Annotated in this window: 20 protein-coding genes and 5 tRNA genes; 15 read left to right on the forward strand and 10 right to left on the reverse strand. The window is 68.2% G+C overall.

What is annotated here, in order from left to right:
* Positions 1-244: 244 nt before the first annotated feature.
* From UN84_RS13920 to UN84_RS13945, 6 genes are all read right to left on the reverse strand, one after another.
* Positions 245-321, reverse strand: a tRNA-Asp gene (locus tag UN84_RS13920).
* A gap of 3 nt (positions 322-324) precedes the next feature.
* Positions 325-401, reverse strand: a tRNA-Val gene (locus UN84_RS13925).
* Positions 402-431: 30 nt separating this feature from the next.
* Positions 432-508 (reverse strand) — tRNA-Asp (locus UN84_RS13930).
* Between the two features lie 28 nt (positions 509-536).
* A tRNA-Asp gene (locus UN84_RS13935) sits at positions 537-613 on the reverse strand.
* 41 nt (positions 614-654) lie between these two features.
* Positions 655-730: transfer RNA gene (locus UN84_RS13940), tRNA-Val, on the reverse strand.
* Positions 731-845: 115 nt separating this feature from the next.
* Positions 846-1,514: an alpha/beta family hydrolase gene (locus UN84_RS13945; protein ID WP_046078225.1), complete on the reverse strand. Its 669-nt coding sequence runs from the start codon at positions 1,512-1,514 to the stop codon at positions 846-848.
* A gap of 189 nt (positions 1,515-1,703) precedes the next feature.
* On the opposite strand from UN84_RS13945, the gene ccoN reads away from it, so the two are divergent.
* The 11 genes from ccoN to fnr all read left to right on the forward strand — a co-directional run bounded on the left by ccoN (position 1,704) and on the right by fnr (position 12,214).
* Positions 1,704-3,131 (forward strand): cytochrome-c oxidase, cbb3-type subunit I, encoded by a 1,428-nt coding sequence (gene ccoN / locus UN84_RS13950; protein WP_035597448.1) that lies wholly within the window; start codon positions 1,704-1,706, stop codon positions 3,129-3,131.
* Between the two features lie 25 nt (positions 3,132-3,156).
* Complete coding sequence (ccoO, locus tag UN84_RS13955) at positions 3,157-3,765, forward strand: cytochrome-c oxidase, cbb3-type subunit II (RefSeq protein WP_035597451.1); 609 nt, start codon at positions 3,157-3,159, stop codon at positions 3,763-3,765.
* A 1-nt stretch (position 3,766) separates the two neighbouring features.
* A complete protein-coding gene (locus UN84_RS13960; protein WP_046078226.1) occupies positions 3,767-3,991 on the forward strand; it encodes a CcoQ/FixQ family Cbb3-type cytochrome c oxidase assembly chaperone in 225 nt (74 codons plus the stop codon).
* Entirely contained in the window at positions 3,988-4,917 is a 930-nt protein-coding gene (gene ccoP / locus UN84_RS13965; protein ID WP_035597460.1) for a cytochrome-c oxidase, cbb3-type subunit III, read from the forward strand. The genes UN84_RS13960 and ccoP overlap by 4 nt, the downstream gene beginning before the upstream one ends.
* Positions 4,918-4,981: 64 nt before the next feature.
* The gene (gene ccoG, locus UN84_RS13970) at positions 4,982-6,397 is read left to right on the forward strand and encodes a cytochrome c oxidase accessory protein CcoG (protein ID WP_082090820.1); all 1,416 of its coding nucleotides are present in this window, start codon (positions 4,982-4,984) and stop codon (positions 6,395-6,397) included.
* A complete protein-coding gene (locus UN84_RS13975) occupies positions 6,397-6,909 on the forward strand; it encodes a FixH family protein (RefSeq protein WP_046078227.1) in 513 nt (170 codons plus the stop codon). Before ccoG ends, UN84_RS13975 begins: the two co-directional genes overlap by 1 nt.
* An 8-nt stretch (positions 6,910-6,917) precedes the next feature.
* Positions 6,918-9,386 carry a heavy metal translocating P-type ATPase gene (locus tag UN84_RS13980; protein WP_046078228.1) on the forward strand — a complete coding sequence of 823 codons (2,469 nt, stop codon included), beginning with the start codon at positions 6,918-6,920 and terminating at the stop codon, positions 9,384-9,386.
* Positions 9,383-9,625 carry a cbb3-type cytochrome oxidase assembly protein CcoS gene (ccoS, locus tag UN84_RS13985; RefSeq protein ID WP_046078229.1) on the forward strand — a complete coding sequence of 81 codons (243 nt, stop codon included), beginning with the start codon at positions 9,383-9,385 and terminating at the stop codon, positions 9,623-9,625. The genes UN84_RS13980 and ccoS overlap by 4 nt, the downstream gene beginning before the upstream one ends.
* The gene (locus UN84_RS13990) at positions 9,622-10,344 is read left to right on the forward strand and encodes a sulfite exporter TauE/SafE family protein (RefSeq protein ID WP_046078230.1); all 723 of its coding nucleotides are present in this window, start codon (positions 9,622-9,624) and stop codon (positions 10,342-10,344) included. The genes ccoS and UN84_RS13990 overlap by 4 nt, the downstream gene beginning before the upstream one ends.
* A gap of 88 nt (positions 10,345-10,432) precedes the next feature.
* On the forward strand, positions 10,433-11,401 hold the full coding sequence (locus UN84_RS13995; protein ID WP_046078231.1) for a hypothetical protein: 969 nt from the start codon (positions 10,433-10,435) through the stop codon (positions 11,399-11,401).
* A gap of 69 nt (positions 11,402-11,470) precedes the next feature.
* On the forward strand, positions 11,471-12,214 hold the full coding sequence (gene fnr, locus UN84_RS14000) for a fumarate/nitrate reduction transcriptional regulator Fnr (protein ID WP_046078232.1): 744 nt from the start codon (positions 11,471-11,473) through the stop codon (positions 12,212-12,214).
* 124 nt (positions 12,215-12,338) lie between these two features.
* On the opposite strand, the gene ttcA is transcribed toward fnr, so the two are convergent.
* From ttcA to UN84_RS14015, 3 genes are all read right to left on the reverse strand, one after another.
* The gene (ttcA, locus tag UN84_RS14005) at positions 12,339-13,253 is read right to left on the reverse strand and encodes a tRNA 2-thiocytidine(32) synthetase TtcA (RefSeq protein ID WP_046078233.1); all 915 of its coding nucleotides are present in this window, start codon (positions 13,251-13,253) and stop codon (positions 12,339-12,341) included.
* An 86-nt stretch (positions 13,254-13,339) separates the two neighbouring features.
* The gene (locus UN84_RS14010) at positions 13,340-13,960 is read right to left on the reverse strand and encodes a DNA polymerase III subunit epsilon (RefSeq protein WP_046078234.1); all 621 of its coding nucleotides are present in this window, start codon (positions 13,958-13,960) and stop codon (positions 13,340-13,342) included.
* Positions 13,961-14,001: 41 nt separating this feature from the next.
* Positions 14,002-15,828, reverse strand: a complete 1,827-nt coding sequence (locus UN84_RS14015; RefSeq protein ID WP_046078235.1) for a putative nucleotidyltransferase substrate binding domain-containing protein — start codon at positions 15,826-15,828, stop codon at positions 14,002-14,004.
* Between the two features lie 609 nt (positions 15,829-16,437).
* Here UN84_RS14015 and UN84_RS14020 point away from each other — a divergent pair.
* From UN84_RS14020 to UN84_RS14035, 4 genes are all read left to right on the forward strand, one after another.
* A complete protein-coding gene (locus UN84_RS14020; RefSeq protein WP_046078236.1) occupies positions 16,438-16,698 on the forward strand; it encodes a DUF4212 domain-containing protein in 261 nt (86 codons plus the stop codon).
* A gap of 6 nt (positions 16,699-16,704) precedes the next feature.
* Positions 16,705-18,498 carry a sodium:solute symporter family protein gene (locus tag UN84_RS14025; RefSeq protein WP_035597485.1) on the forward strand — a complete coding sequence of 598 codons (1,794 nt, stop codon included), beginning with the start codon at positions 16,705-16,707 and terminating at the stop codon, positions 18,496-18,498.
* Between the two features lie 91 nt (positions 18,499-18,589).
* Positions 18,590-19,105, forward strand: a complete 516-nt coding sequence (locus UN84_RS14030; RefSeq protein WP_046078237.1) for a hypothetical protein — start codon at positions 18,590-18,592, stop codon at positions 19,103-19,105.
* A 327-nt stretch (positions 19,106-19,432) separates the two neighbouring features.
* Positions 19,433-23,374, forward strand: coding sequence for a hybrid sensor histidine kinase/response regulator (locus UN84_RS14035; protein WP_173835056.1), 3,942 nt, complete (start codon positions 19,433-19,435; stop codon positions 23,372-23,374).
* A gap of 176 nt (positions 23,375-23,550) precedes the next feature.
* On the opposite strand, the gene UN84_RS14040 is transcribed toward UN84_RS14035, so the two are convergent.
* Positions 23,551-24,216: a LuxR C-terminal-related transcriptional regulator gene (locus tag UN84_RS14040; RefSeq protein ID WP_035597503.1), complete on the reverse strand. Its 666-nt coding sequence runs from the start codon at positions 24,214-24,216 to the stop codon at positions 23,551-23,553.
* Positions 24,217-24,379 lie beyond the last annotated feature (163 nt).

A 24,379-nucleotide genomic window follows, 5' to 3' on the forward strand; every position in this document is an offset into this window, starting at 1 on the left:
GGTTGGGCAGGCGCAGCGGGCCCAGTTCGATGGGGCGAAACAGATGCGGAAAGTCAGCCACGTTCGAGCCACCTCGGAGCGTCGACAGGAAATTAAAACAACTGTATGACAGTCCCGCGGGCAGCGCAAAAGCCGCCTCGGCATTCGCCAGGAAAAGCCCGAGGCATTCGAACGAAAAAACCAGGTTCCAGACAACAGAAAAGCCCCGTGGCGTGAGCCACGGGGCTTTGGAATTCTGAGCAGATGGCGGACCGGACGGGACTCGAACCCGCGACCTCCGGCGTGACAGGCCGGCATTCTAACCAACTGAACTACCGGTCCGCGTGGTGGGCGATACTGGACTCGAACCAGTGACCCCCAGCATGTGAGGCTGGTGCTCTAACCAACTGAGCTAATCGCCCACGCGGTACTGCTTAGATTGTGCGTCATCGTGGCGGACCGGACGGGACTCGAACCCGCGACCTCCGGCGTGACAGGCCGGCATTCTAACCAACTGAACTACCGGTCCGCAAGTGATGATGCGGTACAGAAAACGCTGGCGGACCGGACGGGACTCGAACCCGCGACCTCCGGCGTGACAGGCCGGCATTCTAACCAACTGAACTACCGGTCCGCACTCGTTTCTGCGATGCAATCGGCCACTGTCTTCGACAGTGGTGGGTGGTACAGGGATCGAACCTGTGACCCCCAGCTTGTAAGGCTGGTGCTCTCCCAGCTGAGCTAACCACCCCCGGTCACATGGCGCTGCATTCTACGGAAACTGCGTTCATTGTCAACGCGTTTTTTTCATCCCCGTGGCGAACGGGCGGCGCAGAACGGCAGGCCATTCATCCACTTGGCCGCTATCAGTCCCCGGACGCATCCCGCGCCATGGCCTCGGCGATGGCCGTCGCCCCCTCGGCGATCAGGGCGGCCTGATCGCGTCCCGAGGCTCGACGTGGCTTCCAGTCATGCTCGCCGTCCTCCAGCCAGTGCAGCTCGACGCCGGCGGGCAGCGCATATTGCGCCACCTCCTCGCGAGTGCCGAAGGGATCCCGCGTGCCCTGCACCACCAGCGTCGGGCAAGCCAGGCTCGGCCAGTGATCGAGACGCAGCGACTCGGGCTTGCGCGGCGGGTGGAAGGGATAGCCGCAGAGCGCCAGGCCATCGGCGCCGTCGCGGGCCGCCAGCAGGCTGGCCACCCGGCCGCCCATGGACTTGCCGCCCAGCCACAGCGGCCCCGAAGCAAGATGCCGTACGCCATCGCGCCAGGCGGCGTACTCGTCGACCAGCCGCTCGACCCGCGGCGGCGGCCGACGCCGTCCCTCTTCGCGCATGCGCTGCATATAGGCGAACTCGAAGGCCAGGGTCTGCACGCCCCGCTCGGCCAGCGCCGCTCTCAGGCGTTGCATGAACATCGCGTCCTGGCCGGCGCCGGCACCATGCGCCAGCAGCAGCTGGCCATGGCGCGCCTCGCCGGTGACGTCCAGCGGCCCGAGGGCGTCGAGATGGAAACTTTTTCTGAACTCACTCATTGTATACACTTAATGAATACATTTAATCTGGCCGTATAACATACAAGAACGACGGTTCACGCCAGGCGGCAGCGCAAGATCGACACGCCGCCCGCTCCCGACTTGACCGTCATCATCATGTGGGCGAAAGCCTTGAGCTAGACTGCTGCCCAAGCGCGACTCCCTCCAACGCGTTCGATGGAACCCGACATGAGCACAGCACTGGAACACCCCACCTACAACTACAAGGTCGTGCGACAGTTCGCGATCATGACCGTTGTCTGGGGCATCGTGGGCATGGTCCTCGGTGTCACGATCGCCGCCCAGCTGGTCTGGCCGGAACTGAACCTGGGACTGCCCTGGACCAGCTTCGGCCGCCTTCGCCCGCTGCACACCAACGCCGTGATCTTCGCCTTCGGCGGCTCGGCGCTGTTCGCCACCTCCTACTACGTGGTGCAGCGAACCTGCCAGACGCGCCTGATATCGGACCGGCTGGCCGCCTTCACCTTCTGGGGCTGGCAGGCGGTGATCGTCTCGGCGGTGGTGACGCTGCCCATGGGCTACACCACCACCAAGGAATACGCCGAGCTGGAATGGCCGATCAGCCTTTTGATCGCGGTGGTCTGGATCGCCTACGCCATCGTCTTCCTCGGCACCATCAAGAAGCGCCGAACCTCGCACATCTATGTCGCCAACTGGTTCTACGCCGCCTTCATCCTCACCGTGGCGGTGCTGCACATCGTCAACAACGCGGCGCTGCCGGTCTCGGCCATGTACTCCATCTCGATCTACGCCGGCGCCGTGGATGCCATGACCCAATGGTGGTACGGACACAACGCGGTGGGCTTCTTCCTGACCGCCGGTTTCCTGGGCATGATGTACTACTTCGTGCCCAAGCAGGCCGAGCGTCCGGTGTACTCCTATCGGCTGTCGATCGTCCACTTCTGGGCCCTGATCATGATCTACATGTGGGCCGGCCCTCACCATCTGCACTACACCGCCCTGCCCAACTGGGCACAGTCGCTGGGCATGGTGATGTCGATCATCCTGCTGGCGCCCTCCTGGGGCGGCATGATCAACGGCATGATGACCCTTTCCGGCGCCTGGCATAAGCTGCGCACCGATCCCACCCTGCGTTTCCTGGTGGTGGCACTGTCGTTCTACGGCATGTCGACCTTCGAGGGGCCGATGATGGCGGTGAAGACCGTGAACGCCCTCTCCCACTACACCGACTGGACCATCGGTCACGTCCATGCCGGCGCCCTGGGCTGGGTCGCGATGATCACCATCGGCTCCATGTACCACCTGATCCCGCGGCTCTACGGCCGCACCGAGATGTACTCGGTGTCGCTGATCGCCGTGCACTTCTGGCTGGCCACCGTCGGCACCGTGCTCTACATCGCCGCCATGTGGGTCAACGGCATCCTGCAGGGCCTGATGTGGCGCGCGGTGAATCCCGACGGCACCCTGATGTACACCTTCATCGAGTCCGTCGAGGCCAGCGGCGCGGGCTATGTCGTGCGCACCGTCGGCGGGCTGTGCTGGGTCGTCGGCATGCTGATCATGGCCTTCAACGTCTTCATGACCGTGCGCCGCCAGCAGAGCCTCCAGCAGCCGCAGCCCCAGGCCGCCGCCTGAGACAACAGGGAACGAGAAGACTGCCATGAGACACGAGATCGTCGAAAAGAACGTGGGCCTGCTCGCCGTGCTGGTGCTGGTGGTGATCAGCTTCGGCGGCCTGGCCGAGGTCGTGCCGCTGTTCTTCCAGAAGCAGACCACCGAGCCGGTGGAAGGGCTCGAGCCGCTGGAACCGCTCGAGCTGGCCGGCCGCGACATTTACCGCCGCGAGGGCTGCGTGGGCTGCCACTCGCAGATGATCCGCCCCTTCCGCGCCGAGACCGAGCGCTACGGCCACTACAGCGTGGCCGGCGAGTCGGTCTACGAGCACAATTTCCTGTGGGGCTCCAAGCGCACGGGCCCGGATCTGGCCCGGGTCGGCGGCCGCTACAGCGACGACTGGCATCGCGCGCACCTCTACAACCCCCGCGACGTGGTGCCGGAATCGATCATGCCGGCCTACCCCTGGCTGTTCGAGAACGTTCTCGACGGCGAATCCATCGCCGACAAGATGCGCGCCATGCGCACCCTGGGCGTGCCCTACAGCGACGAGCAGATCGCCGGCGCCCGTGACGCGGTACGCGGCGAGCGCGAGATCACCGCCCTGGTGGCCTACCTGCAACAGCTCGGCACCGTGCTCAAGGACACCCGCTGACATGGATATGGGAACGCTACGCGGCATCATCACCGGCCTGCTGCTGATCGGCTTCATCGGCCTGGTCTGCTGGGCTTATTCCAAGCGGCGCAAGCCGGACTTCGACGAAGCGGCCAACCTGCCCTTCGCCGACGACGACGAGCCCTCGTCCCGCGACACCGGCGCCCACCGGGACGACGCCCGGCGGGATCAGGCTCGTCAAGAACAGGGAGACCGTGACTCATGAGCTCATTATGGAATGACGTCCTGCCCGGCTTCTGGAGCGTCTGGATCATCGTCATCACGCTGGGCACCATCGTCATCAGCGCCTGGCTGCTGTTCGCCAATCGCAAGACCGACAAGGTCGCCGACGCCGAGGGCAACGTCGAGACCACCGGCCACGCGGCCGACGAGATCGAGGAATACGACAACCCGCTGCCGCGCTGGTGGTTCCAGCTCTACGTCGGCACGGTGATCTTCGCGCTCGGCTATCTGCTGCTCTACCCCGGCCTCGGCAACTTCGCCGGCCTGCTGGGCTGGACCCAGGAAGGCCAGTGGGAAGCTGAGGTGGCCCGGGCGGAGGAGCGCTACGCGCCGATCTTCGAGCAGTACCAGCAGGTCCCGATCCCGGCGCTGGCCCAGGACGCCGAGGCCATGCAGGTTGCCGAACGCCTGTTCCTCAACAACTGCGCCATCTGTCACGGCGCCAATGCCCAGGGCGGCTACGGCTTTCCCGACCTGACCGACGACGCCTGGCTCTACGGCGGCACGCCCGAGGCCATCGTGACCAGCCTCACCAACGGGCGCAACGGTCTGATGCCCGCCTGGCAGCAGCTCGGCGAGGACAACATCGGACGCCTCACCCAGTACGTGCTGTCGCTGTCCGGCCAGGCCGAGGACCCGCAGCGCGCCGAACAGGGCGAGGCGCTGTTCGCCTCGGTGTGCGCGGCCTGCCACGCCCCCGACGGCACCGGCAACCAGGCCCTCGGCGCGCCGAACCTGACCGATGACGCCTGGCTCTATCGCCAGCCCGGCCAGCCGCTGGAGGCGTCCATCCGCCAGACCCTGCGCAACGGCCGCAACGGCCACATGCCGGCCCAGGCCGCCTACATCGGGGAGGACAAGGTCCACCTGGTGGCCGCCTACGTGTACGGCCTCAGCCGACGCGACTGAGCCCCGGCGGCGGACCCACCCCGCCGCCGCCATCGATGCACAGGCCGCCTGTCGAGAAACCGCCATGAGCGACAAGATTCCCCACCGCGACATCACCGACGCCGGCGACACCGTCAGCCAGGCGATGTACGCCCGCCGCCGGCACCTCTACGTGCGCGAGATCAAGGGCGTCTTCCAGCGCCTGCGGCGCAGCGCCAACTGGGCGCTGATGCTGGCCTACTTCCTGATCCCGTGGATTCCCTGGGGCGACCGCCCGGCGGTGTGGTTCGACCTGCCCGGCCGCGAGTTCCACATCTTCGCCGCCACCTTCTATCCCCAGGAGTTCATGCTGCTCTCCTGGCTGCTGATCATCTGCGCCTTCGGGCTGTTCTTCATCACCGTGTTCGCCGGCCGCGTCTGGTGCGGCTACACCTGCCCACAGAGCGTCTGGACCTTCCTGTTCATCTGGGTGGAACATCGCACCGAAGGACCGCGCAACCGTCGCATCCGGCTCGACCGGCACGGCTGGAGCGCCGACAAGCTGCGCCGCAAGCTCGCCAAGCACGCCATCTGGCTGGTCATCGCCGCCGCCACCGGCCTGACCTTCGTCGGCTACTTCACGCCGATCCGCGACCTGGTGCTGGAACTCCCGACCCTCGAGGCCCACGGCTGGTCCTACTTCTGGGTCGGCTTCTTCACCCTGTTCACCTACCTCAACGCCGGCTGGCTGCGCGAGCAGGTGTGCATCTACATGTGCCCCTACGCCCGCTTCCAGTCGGTGATGTTCGACGCCAACACCCTGATCGTCTCCTACGACGCCGCCCGGGGCGAACCGCGCGGCCCGCGCAGGAAGCGCCTCAGCCACGACGAGGCTCGGGAAGCCGGCCACGGCGACTGCATCGACTGCGAGCTGTGCGTGCAGGTCTGCCCCACCGGCATCGACATCCGCGACGGCTTGCAGTACGAATGCATCACCTGCGCGGCCTGCATCGACGCCTGCGACAGCGTCATGGACCGCATGGGCTATCCCCGCGGGCTGATCCGCTACACCACCGAGAACGCCCTCGAGGGCAAGCCGTCGCATCTGCTGCGTCCGCGCCTGCTCGGCTACCTGGCCGTGCTGCTGGTGATGATCGGCCTGTTCGCCTGGACGGTCAGCGACCGCATCCCGCTGGGCTTCGAGGTGGAGCGCGGCCGCCAGCAGCTGTTTCAGATGACCGACGACGGCAGAATCCGTAACGTCTATACCCTGACGGTGCGCAACCTGGACCGCGAGGACCACGCCTACCGGCTCGCCGCCACGGGCCTGGAGGGGCTGACCCTCGACACCCGACGCGTCAGCGTGCCCGCCGGCGAGTCGCGCCGGCTGGTGGTGGAAGTCACCGCCCCGCCCGACGCCCTCCAGCGCCCCAGTCACGAGATCCGGCTGCGCCTGGAAGCCGTCGACGCCCCCGACATCGCCCTCGAGCGCGACGGCCGCTTCATAGGAGATACCCGCTGATGACGGCAGAACAACCGCCCATCGCCCCTTGGTACAAGCAGTTCTGGCCCTGGTTCATGATCGGCCTGCTGGGGGCCTCGGTCAGCTTCAGCCTGGTCTACCTGGCCCTCTCGATCCACTACTTCGACGGCACCGTGGCGGAGGACTATTACAAGGAAGGCCTGGCCATCAACGAGCAGATCGCCAAGCAGGAACAGGCCCGCACGCTGGGGCTCTCGGCTGCCCTGAACGCCGACCCGGCCACCGGCGACCTGGTGGTCGACCTGACCGGGGAGTCGCGCCCGGAGCGGCTGACCCTCAAGCTGATCTTTCCCACCGAAAGCGAGCGCGACCGGCGGCTGACGCTCGAGCACGTGCGCGCCGGCCGCTACGTCACCATGCTCGAGACGCCCCTGCGCCACCGCTGGTACCTGCACCTGGAACCCGGCGACGGCAGCGAGCCCGCCTGGCGCCTCACCGGCGAGGCCCGCTTCCCCGCCGAGGCCGAGATCGTCCTGGCGCCCGGAGACTGAGCGGCACCATGACCGCGACCACCGCCACCGCGCCCGTCGAGCGCGCCGCCTGCTATCACTGCGGCGCCCGGGTTCCACAGGACGCCCCCTGGACGATCACCCTCGACGACGCCGAACACCCGCTGTGCTGCCCCGGCTGCGAGGCGGTGGCCCACGCCATCGTCGACGGCGGCCTGGCCGGCTACTACCGCTTCCGAAGCGAGCTGCCGACACGGCCCGACGAGCGCCGGACCGCCCAGGCCGAGACCTGGGCACTGTTCGACGATCCGGGCCTGCAGCGGCGCTTCGTGCATGCCGACGATGAGGGCGTGCATGCCACCCTGGCGGTGGAGGGCATCACCTGCGCCGCCTGCGCCTGGCTGATCGAGCATCGCCTCAACGCCCTCGACGGCGTCAGCGCCAGCGCCGTCGATCTCACCCACCACCGCGTCCGCGTCGCCTGGGACCCGCAGCGCATCGCCTTCTCGCGGCTGCTCGCCGAACTGGCCGCCATCGGCTACCCGGCCCAGCCCTATGAGCCCGACGAGGCCCAACGACGCCTGCAGCGCGAGGAACGCCGCCAGGTGCGCCGGCTGATCGTCGCCGGGGTCGGCATGATGCAGGTGGCGATGTTCTCGATCCCCTTCTACGTGGCCGGCGACGGCGGCCTGGGCGCCGACTTCGATACCCTCTTCCACTGGCTGGCCTTCGCCCTGACCACGCCGGTGGTGCTCTACTCGGCCCAGCCGTTCTTCGCCGGGGCGCGGCGCGACCTGCGCAACCGACAGCTGGGCATGGACGTGCCGGTGTCGCTGGCCATCGCCGGCGCCTACCTCGCCAGCACCTGGGCGCTGCTCGTCGGCCATGGCGACGTCTACTTCGACTCCGCGGCCATGTTCACCTTCTTCCTGCTGTTCGGCCGTTTCCTGGAGGTGCGCGCCCGGCGGCGCAGCGGGCGCCGCGGCAACGCCCTGACCGAGATCCTGCCGCTGTCGGCGATCCGCCTCGGCGAGCACGGCGAGGAGCGCCTCCTGCCCGCCAGCGAACTGGTCGCGGGCGACCGGGTGCTGGTCAGGCCCGGCCACGGCGTGCCCGCCGACGGCGTGATCGAACAGGGCGCCTCCAGCCTCGACGAATCGATGCTCACCGGCGAGGCGCTGCCGGTGGCGCGCGGCGTGGGCGATACCGTGACCGGCGGCAGCCACAACGTCGAAAGCCCGCTGACGGTGCGGGTGACCCATGCCGGACGGGATGCCCGAGCGGCGCGGTTGCTCGACCTCACCGACCGCGCCTTCGCCGAACGCCCGCCCATCGCGCGCCGGGCGGCCCGGCTGGCCCATCACTTCGTGATCCAGGTGCTGCTGATCGCCGCCGCCACCGGATGGGTCTGGTCATTCGTCGACCCCGAGCGGGCCTTCTGGGTGACCCTCTCGGTGCTGGTGGTCAGCTGCCCCTGCGCCCTGGCGCTGGCCACGCCCACCGCCCTGACCGCCGCCCACGGCAGGCTCTACCGCCGCGGCGTGCTGCTGACCCGTGCCGACGCTCTGGAGACCCTGCCGCGCCTCGACCGGATGATCTTCGACAAGACCGGCACCCTGACCCAAGGCGAGATGCGGCTGGAGCGCACCGTGCCGCTGGCGGAACACGACCCCGAGCGTCTCACCGCGCTGGCCGCGGCCCTGGAGGCCCATTCCGAGCATCCCATCGCCCGCGCCTTTCGCCCCCATCGCCGCGCCGGCATCAGTGCCCGCGACGTCACCGCCCGCCCCGGCCTGGGCCTCGCCGGCGAGATCGACGGCCGTCCCTGGCGGCTCGGCCGGCCCGACTTCGCGGCCCCGGACCGAGTGCCGACGAATCCGGACAGCGGTGCCGAGATCGGCCACTGGCTGCTGCTGGCCGAGGACGGCGAGCCACGGGCCTGGTTCGCCCTGGGCGACCAGCCTCGGGAAGATGCCGCCACCACCGTCGCCGCCCTCGCGGCGCGAGGCATCGCGGTGGAACTGCTGTCCGGCGACGCCGAGGGGCCCACCCGGGCGCTGGCCGAGCGACTGGGCATCGCCGAGTGGCGCGCCGGCGCGAGCCCCGAGGACAAGCTCGCTCGGCTGCGCGACTGCCAGGCCGAGGGCCAGCGGGTGGCCATGGTCGGCGACGGCATCAACGACATCCCGGTGCTGGCCGGCGCCGACATCGCCTTCGCCATGAACGCGGCCACCGACCTGGCCCGCACCCGGGCCGACGCCGTGCTGCTCGGCCCCCATCTCGGGCGGCTGGTCGAAGCGCTCGACGTCGGCCGCGCCACGCGGCGCATCATCCGCCAGAACCTGGGCTGGGCGCTGGCCTACAACCTGCTGGCCCTGCCCCCGGCGGCGCTGGGCTGGGTGCCCCCCTGGCTGGCGGCGCTGGGCATGTCGGCGAGTTCGCTGGTGGTGGTCGCCAATGCCCTGAGGCTGGCCCGCCAGCGGCGCGCCGAGAATACCCTCGCCCGGGAGGCATCATGAGCATTCTCTACCTGCTGATACCGCTGTCGCTGATCCTGCTCGGCCTGGCCGTCTGGGCCTTCTTCTGGGCCGTGCGCCACGACCAGTTCGAGGACCTGGAAGGCCCGGCGCATCGCATCCTGTTCGACGATGACGACCCGCCGCAAGGGCCAGGCCCAGCGCACGATGCGGGCGAGCCGAACGCCGCCCACGACCGTGACCGAACCCGGGACAAGGACAGCGACAAGGACGCCCGATGAACCCCACCGGACTCGACCTGCCACCGCTGGCCGCGGCCTTCGTCTTCGGCCTGCTCGGCGGCGCCCACTGCATCGGCATGTGCGGCGGCATCATGAGCGCCCTGAGTTTCGCCGTGCCGCCCAGCCTGCGCCATCCGGTCCGGCTCGGCGGCCTGCTGCTGGGCTACAACCTGGGGCGCATCGCCAGCTACGTGCTCGCGGGCGCCCTGGCCGCCGGGCTCGGCACCCTGGTCGGGCTGGCCCCCGGGGTGCGCCTGGCGCTGCAGGTCCTGGCCGCGACGATGCTGATCCTGATGGCGCTCTACATCGCCGACTGGTGGAAGGGGCTGCTGAGGCTGGAGGCCCTCGGCAAGCGCCTGTGGCGCCGCCTGGAGCCCCTCGGACGGCGACTGATGCCGGTCGTGACGGTGCCCCAGGCGATGGCCCTGGGCGCCGTCTGGGGCTGGCTGCCCTGCGGACTGGTCTACTCGATGCTGACCTGGAGCCTGGCCAGCGCCGATCCGCTGCGCGGCGCGGCGCTGATGGGCGCCTTCGGACTCGGCACCCTGCCGGCGCTGCTGGCCACCGGCCTGGCCGCGCGTCGGCTGGGCGGCCTGATCCGCCACCCGGCCACCCGCACCCTGGCGGCACTGACGATCATCGGCTTCGCCCTGTGGCAGCTGTGGGGGCTGTGGCCGGGCGCGATGCCCCACGAGGCCGGCCACGCCGGGCAGCACTGAACCGCTTTCGCCGTCGCGCTTGACCCAGCGCAACACCGCCCGCTTCCGCGACCGCTAGCCTGATGGCATGCACTCCCGGAATCCTGCCATGCCCGTCACCGCTCCTTCCGACTTCGGCGCCGACGACTACGCCGCGGCGCTGGCCGCCAGCAACGCCGACGCCCGTCCCCTGTCGCTGCATCTGCGCCTGCCGCTGCGCCACGATGGCGACGCGCGCGTCGATCACGCCAAGGGCATGGACCCGTTCGAAGTCGACCTGGCCCGACTGGATCGCGAGATGGTGCTGGTGCGACGCTGCCTCGCCCCCGATCGACGGATCGAGGCCCTGCACTGGGGCGGCAGCCTGCCCCCCTGGCTGAGCCTGTCGCGGATGAGCGGGCTGGTCGATCGGCTGGCCTCGCGCTTTCCCTTCGAATCGGGACATTGGCGCGACTTCACCGTCGAACTCGATCCCCGTGCCACGGATCTTCTCACCCTGCGCCATCTGGAGGCACTGGGCTTCAACCGCCTGAAGCTGGTCATGCGCCTGCCGAGGGCCGACCGCCCGGAAGCCCTGACGCGGCTGCAGTCACGCATCGAGCCGCTGCTCGACGAGAGCGTCCGCATGGGCTGGCACTCGCTGAACCTGGTGCTGATCGTGCCGCCGGCGACGCCCGAGCAGGAGGCCGCCGCGGCGCTCGCCACGCTGATGGCCATGACGCCGCCACGCCTCTCGCTGCGCCCGGACCCCGCCTGGCAGGAAGGCGAGTCGACGCTGCCGGCGACACTGCTGGCTCGGATCGAGGACCGCCTGGCCGGAAACGGCTATCGGTCGCTGGGAGGCGGGTTCTACGCCCGCCACGGCGCCGCGCTGGAGGACGCCCGGGCGCAGACGCGACGCGAGCAGGCCCGCGACCGGCTGGGGCTTGGCCCCGGTGCCATCTCGCGGCTGCCCGACGCCGTGGCCTGCAACGCCGGCTCGGCCGAGGACTATGCCGCGGCGCTGGATGAGGGGCGACTGGCCACCGCATCGGGGCACTGGTCGCGCTGCCGCCGTTCGGGCGCGGGACACGGCTAAGGGATGCTATGCCCGGGCGGGTGCTATCCGCCATAATGGGGAAGGCAAGCCCCGATCAAGGAGGACAGCATGCCCGATATCGCAGCCGGCAGGCGCCGCTCACTGCTGCACGAGACCCGCTGCCGGACCTGCAGCCTGAGTTCCCTGTGCCTGCCCCTGGCCCTCGAACTCGAGGACATCGATCAGTTCGATGCCATCATCCGCCGCCGTCCGCCGCTCAAGAAGGGCGAGTCGCTTTTCCGTCAGGGCAGCCCCTTCACCAGCGTCTATGCGGTTCGCTCCGGCAGCCTCAAGCAGATCACCAGCGAAGGCGGCGGCATGGATCAGCTGACCAACTTCTATCTGCCCAGCGAACTGGTGGGGCTGGACGGCATCGACGAGTCGACCTATCCCGGCTCGGTCATCGCGCTCGAGACCACCACCGTGTGCGAGATCCCCTTCGATCGCCTGGATGCCCTGTCGGAAAGCCTGCCGGAGCTGCGCGCCCAGCTCTACCGCAGCATGAGCAAGGAAATGCGCGACGACCGCCGCATGATGCGCCTGCTGTCGCGCAAGACCGCCGACCAGCGGCTGGCCACCTTCTTCGCCAGCCTCTCCGACCGCTTCCGGCGCCGCGGCTACTCCGCCTACAGCTTCCGGCTCTCCATGTCCCGGGCCGACATCGGCAACTACCTGGGGCTGGCCGTGGAAACCGTCAGCCGCATCCTGGGCCGCTTCCAGCAGCAGGGCCTGGTGGCCGTCTCCGGCCGCGAGGTGAACATCCTCGACCTGGACGCCCTGGCCAAGCTGGCCGAGGAAGAGGGCTGCCGCTGACGCGCCTTCGCCGCGAGCGGGAAGCCGGAAAACACACCGCCCCCATGGCCGGCAGCACATGGGGGCGGTCTTTGTTAGGTTCTTCCCTCTCCCGACACGAAGTGCCGCGCTCCAAGCTTCCCGCTTATCGCTCCTGGTGCAGATCGATGCGGTCGGCCTGCATCTTCGCCTGCTTGTCCTCCAGCCCGGCGAAGTCGAACAGCTCGCGGTCGGCCAGCTGCGAGGGGGCGACGTTGGTGACCGCCTTGAACATGCTTTCCAGACGGCCGGGATGCTTGGCCTCCCACTCGGCGAGCATCTCCTTGACCACCTGACGCTGCAGGTTCGGCTGCGAGCCGCACAGGTTGCAGGGGATGATCGGGAAGGCCATGCGCTCCGAGAACTCGGCGATGTCGGCCTCGCGGCAGTAGGCCAGCGGGCGGATGACGATGTTCTTGCCGTCGTCGGAGAGCAGCTTGGGCGGCATCGACTTGAGGCTGCCGCCGAAGAACATGTTGAGGAACAGCGTCTCGAGGATGTCCTCGCGATGATGACCGAGCGCGATCTTGGTGGCACCGATCTCCTCGGCATAGCCATAGAGGGAGCCGCGGCGCAGCCGCGAGCACAGCGCGCAGGTGGTCTTGCCTTCCGGGGTCTTCTCCTTGACCACCGAGTAGGTGTCGCGCTCGAGGATATGGTAATCGACGCCGAGCCCGTCCAGGTACTCGGGCAGCACGTGCTCGGGAAAGCCGGGCTGCTTCTGGTCGAGGTTCACCGCCACCAGCGAGAAGTTCACCGGCGCGTTGCGCTGCAGATTCCGCAGGATCTCCAGCATGGTGTAGCTGTCCTTGCCGCCGGACAGGCACACCATCACCTTGTCGCCCTCGCGGATCATGTCGAAGTCGATGATGGCGTTGCCGACCTGGCGCCGCAGACGCTTCTGCAGCTTGTTGAACTCGCGCTTGGCCTTGGCGTCGGGCGCCTCGGCGGACAGGGTCGACGGCTCGGCCGAAGCGGCCTCATCGGCGGGACGGGGATCGAAGGTCACGGCATCTTGCATGGTCGGGGCGCTGCCAGGGCAATCGGGGAAAGGGAAAGGGCGCCTATCCTACCACCCTGCCGCCAGGCTGGCGACGTGGCGCGCGTTCAGCCGCTGCGGCGCTCGAGCAGCGCGTCGCGGTCCAGCCGCAGGTGCATCAGGGCCGTGGTCACGGCGGTGCCCAGCACGCTGTGGCGCCCCATCAGCGGCACCTCGAGCTGCGCGGCGACCCGCTCGAAGGCCGGTGCCACCTCGAGCCGCGAATGATGATGGTAACGCTGGTAACGCTGGACCAGGTCGATGCCGGCATTGGGCAGGTCGAAGCCGAATCGGGCGCGCAGCGGGCGGTTCAGCAACGCCAGGTCGCGATCCAGCCGCCAGCCGACCAGCGGGCGATTGCCGACGAAGTCGAGCAGCCGCGCCAGGGCCTGGTCGAGCGTCACGCCGTCGTCGAGATCGATGCCGCGCAGGCCGTGACGCCGCAGCACCTCGGCGTCCACGCCTTCCGGGCGCGTCAGCCGCAGCTCCAGCGACTCGCTGGTCAGCACCCGATCGCCGCGCAGGCGCACCGCGGCGATCGCCAGCGGCTCGGCGCTGCGCACGTCGCCGCCGGTCGACTGCACGGCCAGCGCCACCAGCTCCTCCCCCGTATAGGGGCGGAACAGCCAGCCATACTGGCCATGGGCGTGGCGGTGGCGGTCGACCAGGCGGCGCAGGGTCTTGAGCATGTCGATGTCCTTGTCGTGTCGAGAGGCGGCGGCCGGCCACCTCAGGTGTATTCGAGGTGATAACGATGGGAAATCCGCTGCTTGAAGTCCTTGACGATGTGCAGCGCCTCGCGCAGCAGGTCACGCTCCAGCGACGACAGCGACTGGACCACGACCCGGTCTGGCTCGCCGCTCTCGTCGCCGCCGTCGCCCTCCAGCCGCGCCAGCTGCTGCTCGAGGCGCAGCTGGGTGAACAGCGACAGCGCCTCCCCCAGGTCTTCGGCGAAGCGCTCCTCGAGCCGCCCGTCGGCGGCCAGGGCATCGAGGCGATCCAGGGTGCCGGTGGCGAGGATGCCGCGCTCCAGCGCCATGACCCGCACGCCATGCACGATGGGAAAGATGCCGCCCTTCTTGATGTCGATGCCGTGCTGGGGCTTCTTCAGCGAGCCGAACAGGGTCAGCGGCGTGGAGAAGCGCATCACCGGCCGGGCGAAGTAGGAGAGCAGCAGCTCGTCACGGGAGGCCGCCTCGAACAGCGTCTCCCTCACCCGCTCGAGCAGTGCCGGATTGCCGGCCACCGCATGAGCGTCGAGCATGATCGCCAGCTTCATCAGGCTGTCGCCGTCGCGGGCCTCGACCCAGCGCGCGATGCGCGCCTTCCACTGGCGCTCGGTGCCCACCCAGTCCGGGTTGGAGACCATGATGTTGCCGGGGCAGCGCGGGTAGCCGAGCGAGACCAGGGTCTCGGTGAACTCGGCCATGCGCTCCATGCAGTCCGGCCACGCCAGGTCGTCGTCGAGGATCAGGCCGTTGTCCTGGTCGGTCTTGAGCATCTGCTCGCCGCGCCCCTCGCTGCCCATCACCATCAGGCAGCTGTCGCGCCTCAGGGACTCGGGCATCGAGAAGTCCCAGGCCTTGTGGATGATGCGACCGTTGAGCGCGGCCAGCAGCCCCATGGCGAAGCGCAGCTTCACGCCCTGGGCCATCAGCGCACCGGCGAGCTCGGCGGTACGGCGGCTGGCGGAGGCCAGCTGCTTCAGGTCGCCGGCCTGCTCGACCTGCAGGCTGACCACGTGGCTGCGGCTGGAGAAGTAGCTGAGCACGTCGGTCAGCTCCACCACGCCCACCGGCGCCTCGTCCTCGACGATCACCACCCGCTCGATGCGCCGGCGGGTCATAAGCACCAGCACCTCGAACAGGTACTGATCGGGCCGGGCGGTGATCAGCTCCTCCCCGGCCAGCGACGACAGCGGTGTCTCCTGGCCGAGCCCCTCGAGCACCAGGGCGTCGAGCAGGTCGGTCTTGGTGACCATGCCCGGCCCGGCCTCGCCCTGCACCAGCAGGCTGTCGACCGCCTCGTCATGCAGCAGACGCACCGCCTCGGCGATGGTGGTCTCGCCGCCCAGGCAGCGCGGCGGGCGCATGCAGTCCTGGGCCCGCGCCAGCATGAAGCCGGCCATGGTCACCCCGCCGGCCGCGCGCTGCTCGGTCAGCAGCCGCGCCTTGTCGGCGAGACGCTGGCGGAAGAAGGCATCGAAGGCCGGATAGGCGTCGCACAGCTCGAGAAACAGCGCCCGGGGCAGCAGGTAGCACAGCGATTCCTGCTCGGCACGGAAGCGATAGCGACTCTGGCCATTGAGAATGCTGATGGCACCGAACAGATCGCCGCCGGTGTAGTGGCCGATGCGCTGGCGCTCGCCGGGCTGGGTGGTGTCCAGCTCGGCGACCTCGCCCTTGTGGATGAGGAAGACGTTCTCGCCGGGCTGCCCCGCCTCGAGGATGATCTCGTCGCAATCGAAGTAGGCCAGGTCGAGACCGCCGCGCACGCGCTCCCGCCCGGCCTCGTCGAGCAGGCTGAAGGGGGCGTGGGAGAGATCGACATCGACCATGGAAGCGGGTCCTCGTGCCGGGAATCGCCGCCCCGGATCGCGCACCGAACGGGGCATGGGCCACGCGCGAGACGAAGAACCGGGGACAGCAGGGCTCGGGTCCAGAGTAGCAACCCCCTCTCGCGACCAGAATCTAGACCATGGTGTTAGGTATTCCGCCGCAGGCCGACCCGACGAATCTCGGCTTTATACCAAAGTCATAGCCCACGACCGTGACCTCATGTGTCATGACGTTATGCCGAGATCGGATGCCGAGTCATCATTCGGACACGGGGATAGACGATCGTCCAACCTTTGCCGCCTCCTCTCGAGTCAAATCCTTCCAGAAGGTTCGTAATATATTGATTTACAACAAACTTACGATCACTAATTGAATCGTTTTACGCTCATGATACGAAAGTCTGCGATGTTTTTTCCGGCGTTGTTGACCAGCATTGACGATGATCATCGGGTGATGCCATCCCGCCGAGATGCGACCCCTCTTCGACGGGCACTTCATCATCCGGCACGCCGCCGCGGTCCGCTCGCCGGACACCGGGAAGGCCACGCGGCGACCCATGAATGCTGTGAGCAACTTCCCGACCCCAACAACAAGTGGAGAGCAATATCATGGCTGAAGAGACCCCCAATGCCGAGGCCTACTGGAAGGCCAACCTTAGATTGATTACCGGCTGTCTGGTCGTCTGGGCAGCCGTCTCCTATGGCGCGGCCATCCTGCTTCGACCGCTGCTGGCGGGCATTGCCGTGGGCGGCACCGACCTGGGCTTCTGGTTCGCCCAGCAGGGTTCCATCCTGACCTTCATCGGCCTGATCTTCTTCTATGCCTGGAAGATGAACCGGCTGGACAAGCAATTCGGGCTCGGGGAGTAACTCAGCATGAGTCAATTTGCCATCAACGTCCTGTTCGTCGGCGCCTCCTTCGCCCTCTACATCGGCATCGCCATCTGGGCCAAGGCCGGGTCGACCAAGGACTTCTACGTTGCCGGCGGCGGGGTGCATCCGATCACCAACGGCATGGCCATCGGCGCCGACTGGATGTCCGCAGCCTCCTTCATCTCCATGGCCGGCCTGATCGCCGCCGGCGGTTACGCCAACTCCACCTTCCTGATGGGCTGGACCGGCGGCTACGTGCTGCTGGCCATGCTGCTGGCCCCCTACCTGCGCAAGTTCGGCAAGTTCACGGTGCCGGAATTCATCGGTGATCGCTTCTACAGCAAGCAGGCGCGCATGGTCGCGGTGGTCTGCCTGATCGTGGCCTCGGTGACCTACGTCATCGGCCAGATGGCCGGCGCCGGCGTGGCCTTCTCGCGCTTCCTGGAAGTCGACGCCACCACCGGCCTGATCATCGCCGCCGTGGTGATCTTCTTCTACTCGGTGCTGGGCGGCATGAAGGGCATCACCTACACCCAGGTAGCCCAGTACATCGTGCTGATCATCGCCTACACCATCCCGGCGGTGTTCATCTCGCTGGAGCTGACCGGCAACCCGATCCCGGCGCTGGGCCTGTTCTCCGAACACAGCGAATCCGGCATGCCGCTGCTGGCCAAGCTCAACGAGGTGATCACCGAACTCGGCTTCAACGAGTACACCGCGGACGTGGACAACAAGCTGAACATGGTGCTGTTCACCCTGTCGCTGATGATCGGTACCGCCGGCCTGCCCCACGTCATCATCCGTTTCTTCACCGTGCCCAAGGTGGCCGACGCACGCTGGTCCGCCGGCTGGGCCCTGGTGTTCATCGGCCTGCTGTACCTGACCGCCCCGGCCGTGGCCTCCATGGCACGCCTCAACATCGCGACCACCGTCTATCCCGACATGGCCGGCCAGGTCGAGAACGTCGAGGATGCCACCGCCAATCCGATCCTCTACGAGGAGCGCCCGGGATGGATCCGCACCTGGGAAGAGACCGGCCTGATCCAGTATGAGGACAAGAACGACGACGGCCGCATCCAGCTCTACAACGACACCGAGGCCTTCGCGCCGACCGCCGAACAGCGCGGCTGGGAAGGCAACGAGCTGTCGGTCAACAACGACATCCTGGTGCTGGCCAACCCCGAGATCGCCAATCTGCCGGGCTGGGTCATCGGCCTGATCGCCGCCGGCGGTCTCGCGGCCGCACTGTCGACCGCCGCCGGCCTGCTGCTGGCCATCTCCTCGGCGATCAGCCACGACCTGATCAAGGGGGCCATCAATCCGCGCATCACCGAGAAGGGCGAGCTGATGGCAGCCAGGATCTCGATGTCGGTGGCGATCGTGGTGGCGACCTACCTGGGCGCCAACCCCCCGGGCTTCGCCGCCCAGGTGGTGGCCCTGGCCTTCGGTATCGCCGCGGCCTCGCTGTTCCCGGCGCTGATGATGGGGATCTTCTCCAAGCGGGTGAACAACCACGGCGCCATCGCCGGCATGGTCACCGGTCTGGTCTTCACCCTGGTCTACATCTTCGTCTACAAGGGCTGGTTCTTCATTCCGGGCACCAACAACCTGGCGGACACCCCGGAGAACTGGGTGATGGGCATCTCGCCGCTGTCCATCGGCGCGGTCGGTGCGATCATCAACTTCGCCGTGGCCTTCACCGTCTCCAAGGCGACCGCCGAGCCGCCCCAGGAGATCCAGGACCTGGTCGAGAGCGTGCGCTATCCCAAGGGTGCTGGCACCGCCGTCGACCACTGAGTCATAATCCTTCCGGCGCCCACGGGGCGCCGGCCCACTCTTCCATGTCGGGCTTCCTTCGGGAAGCCCGACGCGTATCAGGACGACCTCGATGATTTGGCACTTGATCGCGGCGGTCTTCGCCGGACTCGGCGCAGCGGGCATCGCCCTGCTGCTGCGCACCCTGACCGCCAAGCGGCTGCCTCGCTGGATCGTGCCGGCCTTCGCCGGCCTGGGCATGATCGCCTACCAGATCCACCACGAATACACCTGGTTCGACCACAAGCGCGCTCAGCTGCCCGACTCCACCAGAGTGGTGGCCAGCGAGCAGCGGCCGGCCTTCTGGCGCCCCTGGACCTACGTGGTGCCGCTGACCACGGCCTTCACGGTGATCGACGAGGACGGGCTGTCGCGCTCGCGGGCCGACGACCAGCCGCTGGTGGAGTTCATCCTCTACCGCTTCGAGATGGGCGCCGCCGACCGGCTGGTGCACCGACCGCATCTGCTGAACTGCGCCTCCGGCGAGCTGGTGCCGCTCGACGACGCGAGCGGCCGTGCGCAGACCGAGGCCATGCGCCGGCTCGACGACGGCGACCCGCTGCGCCAGGCGGTCTGCACCGCCGCCTGAAAGCCTGATGCTCGGGCATCAATGAAGGGCACCTCCGCCAGGGTCGAACCGGCCGTCAGCAAGCCTCCGCGGAGACGCATGAATACATCCCTGTAGCTCCCGGCGCCCTGCGGCGCTCTCGCATCCTGCTCCGCTTGCAGGCCCGGGGCTGGCCATCCATGGCCAGCCCGTTCGCAAGGGACTTCCTCACCCATGGCGCAGGAGCTCCGCTTCGGCTTGCCCACGGCGCCACTTGACGAGTCGTCTCGTCCCGATGCTGATGCACCCTCGAACATGGACAGCATTCCACCGGGCCTTAGAATGGGCGGGAACCCGAGGGAGATGACCATGTTCGCTGGCTGGCTGCTGATCGCCGTTTCACTGCTCTATATCGCCGTGCTGTTCGCCATCGCCTGGCGCGGCGACCGCATGGCCCGCCGCCACGGCGCCAGCCGCCGCCGGCCGGTGATCTACAGCCTGGCGCTGGCCATCTACTGCACCTCCTGGACCTTCCACGGTGCCGTCGGCCAGGCGGCCACCTCGGGCTGGTCGTTCGCCAGCATCTTCGTCGGACCGATCCTCACGCTGCTGCTGTTCTGGCCGGTGCTGGCCAAGATGATCCGCGTCGCCAAGCACCAGAACGTCACCTCCATCGCCGACTTCATCGCCTCGCGCTACGGCAAGACGCAGTCGCTGGCGGCCTTCGCCAGCCTGGTCGCGCTGATCGGCACCCTGCCCTACATCGTGCTGCAGCTGAAGGCCGTCTCGACGTCGTTCAGCGTGCTGACCGAGGCCTCGGACATCACCCGGGCGCCGCTGTTCGGCGACACCGCCTTCTACGTCGCCGCGGTCATGGCCCTGTTCGCCATCCTCTTCGGCACCCGCCACACCGACGCCACGGAGCACCACGAGGGACTGATCCACGCCGTGGCCTTCGAGTCGCTGGTCAAGCTGGTGGCCTTCCTGGTGCTCGGCGCCTACGTCACCTGGGGCATGTTCGACGGCCTCGGCGACCTGCTGGCCTTCGCCGACATCCAGCTGCAGCTGCAGCGCCAGCTGGCCCAGCAGGACTTCGGCCAGAGCTTCTGGGCCCAGACCCTGCTGGCGATGCTGGCGATCCTGTGCCTGCCGCGCCAGTTCCACGTCGCGGTGGTCGAGAACACCCATCGCGACGACGCCGCCAAGGCCCGCTGGCTGTTCCCGCTCTACCTGGCGGCCTTCGCCTTCTTCGTGCTGCCGCTGGCCGCGGCCGGCCTGACCCTGTTCCCCGACGGCAGCGTCGACCCCGACAGCTACGTGCTGGCCCTGCCCATGGCCGCGGGCAGCGAATGGCTGGCGCTTTTGACCTTCATCGGCGGCTTCTCGGCGGCCACCGGCATGGTGATCGTGGCCGCGGTGGCGGTCTCGATCATGATCTCCAACGAGATCGTCATCCCGGCACTGTTCCGGCTGCGCTGGTTCGACACCAAGGCCCGGGACTACGGCCGGCTGGTGCTGCGCGCGCGGCGCATCACCATCGCCGCGATCCTGGCGCTGGCCTACGGGGCCTATCACCTGATCGGCGACTTCAGCTCGCTGGCCGCCATCGGCATGCTGTCGTTCGCCGCCGCCGCCCAGTTCGCCCCGGCGCTGATCGGCGGGCTCTACTGGAAACGCGGCAACCGCCTGGGCGTGATCGTCGGCATGAACGCCGGCTTCGCCATCTGGGCCTACAGCCTGCTGTTGCCGGCGATGATCGGCGCCGGCGTGCTGCCCCAGGCCTGGCTCGACGGCGGCCCGATGGGCATCGGCTGGCTGTCGCCCACCTCGCTGTTCGGTCTCAACGTCGGCGACGGCTTCACCCACGGGGTGATGCTGTCGCTGGGCGTCAACCTGGTGGCCTACATCTTCGTCTCCCAGATGACGCCACAGCGGGTGGTGGAACGCATCCAGGCCTCGCTGTTCGTCGACAGCGTCGAGACCCGCCAGACCTCGGTGAACCGCCCCTGGACCGGCGCCACCACGGTCGGCGACCTCAAGGTGCTGTGCCAGCGCTTCCTGAGCGCCGACCAGGTGGGCCGGGCCTTCGACGACTACGCGCGGCGCACCGGCACCCCGCTGGACGACAACGCGAGGGCCTCGATCGACGTCATCCAGTTCACCGAGCGTTTCCTGGCCTCGGTGCTCGGCGCGTCCTCGGCACGCATCGTGGTCAATTCCGCCCTGCAGGGCCGCGGCATCGGCATCTCCGACGTGATCTCCATCGTCGACGAGGCCTCCCAGGTGCTGGAATTCAACCGCGCCCTGCTGCAGGCCACCATCGAGAACATCAACCAGGGCATCAGCGTGGTCGACCAGAACCTGCGCCTGGTGGTGTGGAACCAGCGCTACCTGGAGCTGTTCCGCTTCCCCGACCACCTGATCCGGGTCGGCGCGCCGATCGATCGCATCTTCCGCTACAACGCCCACAACGGCGAGTACGGCCCCGGCGACCCCGAGGAACACGTGCAGCTGCTGCTCGACAACATCCGCGAAGGCCAGCCGCACCGTTACGTGCGCTACCGCCAGGACGGCAGCGTGCTCGAGGTCCAGGGCAACCCCATGCCCGGCGGCGGCTTCGTCTACACCTACCAGGACATCACCCAGCAGAAGCGCACCGAGGAGGCGCTGATCCGCTCGGAGAACAACATCCGCATCTACACGGACAACGTGCCGGCGCTGATCGCCTACTTCGACAAGGACTGCCGCTACCTCTTCACCAACCGCGCCTACGAGCAGGCCTTTTCCATCGACCGCAACGCGGTGATCGGCCGCCCGCTGCACGAGGTGCTGCCGTCGGACATGCACCGCGAGCGCGCGCCCTGGATCGAGCGCGCCCTGGACGGCGAGCGGGTCAGCTTCGAGGTCTCGCTGACCCTGGCCGAAGGCATCCGCTACATGCTGGTGACCTACACGCCGCACTTCGGCGACAGCGGGGCGATCCTGGGTTTCTTCGCCCTCTACCAGGACATCACCGAGCGCCGCCGCGCCGAGATCGCCCTGCAGGAGACCAACGAGACCCTGGAGGAGCGCGTGCGCGAGCGCACCCAGGCGCTGTCCGAGGCCAACGCCGCGCTGCGCCAGGAGAACCGGGTACGCGCCGAGGCCGAGCAGGCATTGCGCCAGGCCAAGCAGGTCGCCGAAGACGCCAACGCCTCCAAGACCCGCTTCCTGGCCGCCGCCAGCCACGACCTGCTGCAACCGCTCAACGCCGCGCGGCTGTTCACCTCGGCGCTGTCCCAGGACATGCAGGCCGACGAGATGCGCCGCACCATCGGCCATATCGACAACTCGCTGCAGGCCGCCGAGGAGCTGCTCGGCACTCTGCTCGACATCTCCAAGCTCGACGCCGGGGCGCTGACTCCGCGGCGCAGCCACTTCGCCCTGGCCGACGTCTTCCGTCCGCTGCGCGCCGAGTTCGAGGTGATGGCCGAGGACCGCGGCCTCGACCTGGTGGTGGTCCCCACCCGCCAGTGGGTCGACAGCGACGCCCAGATGCTCCGGCGCATCGTGCAGAACTTCCTGTCGAATGCCATCCGCTACACCCAGGAGGGGCGGGTGATGCTGGGCTGCCGGCGCCAGGGCGAGCGGCTGTCGATCGAGGTCTGGGACTCCGGCCCCGGCATCCCCGAGGCCAAGCAGGCCGAGATCTTCCAGGAGTTCCGACGCCTCGACCAGACCTCGCGTCACAAGGAGAGCGAGAAGGGCCTGGGGCTGGGGCTGTCGATCGCCGATCGCATGGCCCGGGTGCTCGATCACCCGATCCGGGTGCGTTCCTGGGAGGGCGTGGGCACCGTGTTCTCGGTCAGCGTGCCGACGGTGGCCGCCCGCGAGGAGGAACGCCGCGAGGAAGCCAGGCCCAAGCGCGCCGGCAACAAGCTGGCCGGCAAGCGCATCCTGTGCATCGACAACGAGTCGCTGATTCTCGAAGGCATGAAGGCGATGCTCTCCGGCTGGGGCTGTGAGGTCTTCACCGCCACCTCGATCGGCGGCGCCAAGTCGGTGCTGCGCCACCTGGACGCCGACCCCGACGCGATCCTGGCCGACTATCACCTCGACAACGAGGTCACCGGCCTGATGGCCATGGAGGCGCTCGGCGAACGACTCGAGGGCGCGGTGCCGGGCATCGTGATTACCGCCGACCGCACCGAGGAGGTCGCCGAGGAGATCAAGCGCGCCGGCTACCAGCTGCTGCTCAAGCCGGTGCGCCCCGCCGCCCTGCGCGCGCTCTTGACCCGCACCCTGCAGGCCAGCCGCGCGCCTAGCGCCTAGCTGGAAGCTGGAAGCTGGAAAGCTGGAAAGCTGGAAAGCTGGAAAGCTGGAAAGCTGGAAAGCTGGAAAGCTGCGTAAATGAAACTGCCCCCACGGCAAGGCCATGGGGGCGACTTTTCTTCCAGCCTCAAGCTGGTGGACGCGAGGCGCCGTTCTTCCGGCGTCTCGATCCCGGCTCAGGACTGCTCCACCTTGGGCGGCTCGACCTCGAGCTTCTGGGCGGCGATCACCGCCTGGGTGCGGGAGTGCACGCCGAGCTTGCGCAGGATGGCGGTGACGTGGGCCTTGATGGTGGCCTCGGAGACGTTCAGCTCATAGGCGATCTGCTTGTTGAGCAGGCCCTCGGTGAGCATGTTGAGCACCCGGAACTGCTGCGGCGTCAGCGAGGCGATGGCCTCGGCGAAGCGCGCCTCCTCCTCGTCGGCCTCGCCCAGCGCATCGGCCATCTCCTCGGGCAGCCATACCTCGCCGTCGAGGATCTCGCCCACCGCTTCCGCGATCAGCGACAGTGACGACGACTTGGGGATGAAGCCCGAGGCGCCATAGTCGATGGCGCGGCGTACCACGTGCAGCTCGTCACTGCCGGAGACCACCGCCACCGGGATGTCGGGCGTCTGGCCGCGCAGCTGGATCAGCCCGGAAAAGCCGTGGGCGCCGGGCATGTGCAGGTCGAGCAGGATCAGATCGGCGTCCGGATGCCGGGTGACGACCTCGGTGGTGGCCTCCATGGTATCGGACTCGACGATTTCCGCCTGGGGGGCGACCTGGCGCAGCGCCTGGGTCAGGGCCGCGCGGAACAGCGGATGATCGTCGGCGACGATGAACTTCTGGGCAAAGGCCATGGATTCTCCTCCGGATCCGGGAGCAGCGGGGGCCGTCCGCCGCCTTCGGGACGCAGTGTTTGTTATCGGCATGTTACCCCATGGCCGAGGAGATGCCCAAGCGATCGTCGCCAGCTTGTCGACAATCTTGCCTCGTGCCATGAAGAAGCCGGCCCGCAGGCCG

The sequence above is a fragment of the Halomonas sp. HG01 genome (genome assembly GCF_000968715.2).
Classification (GTDB): Bacteria; Pseudomonadota; Gammaproteobacteria; order Pseudomonadales; family Halomonadaceae; genus Halomonas; species Halomonas halophila.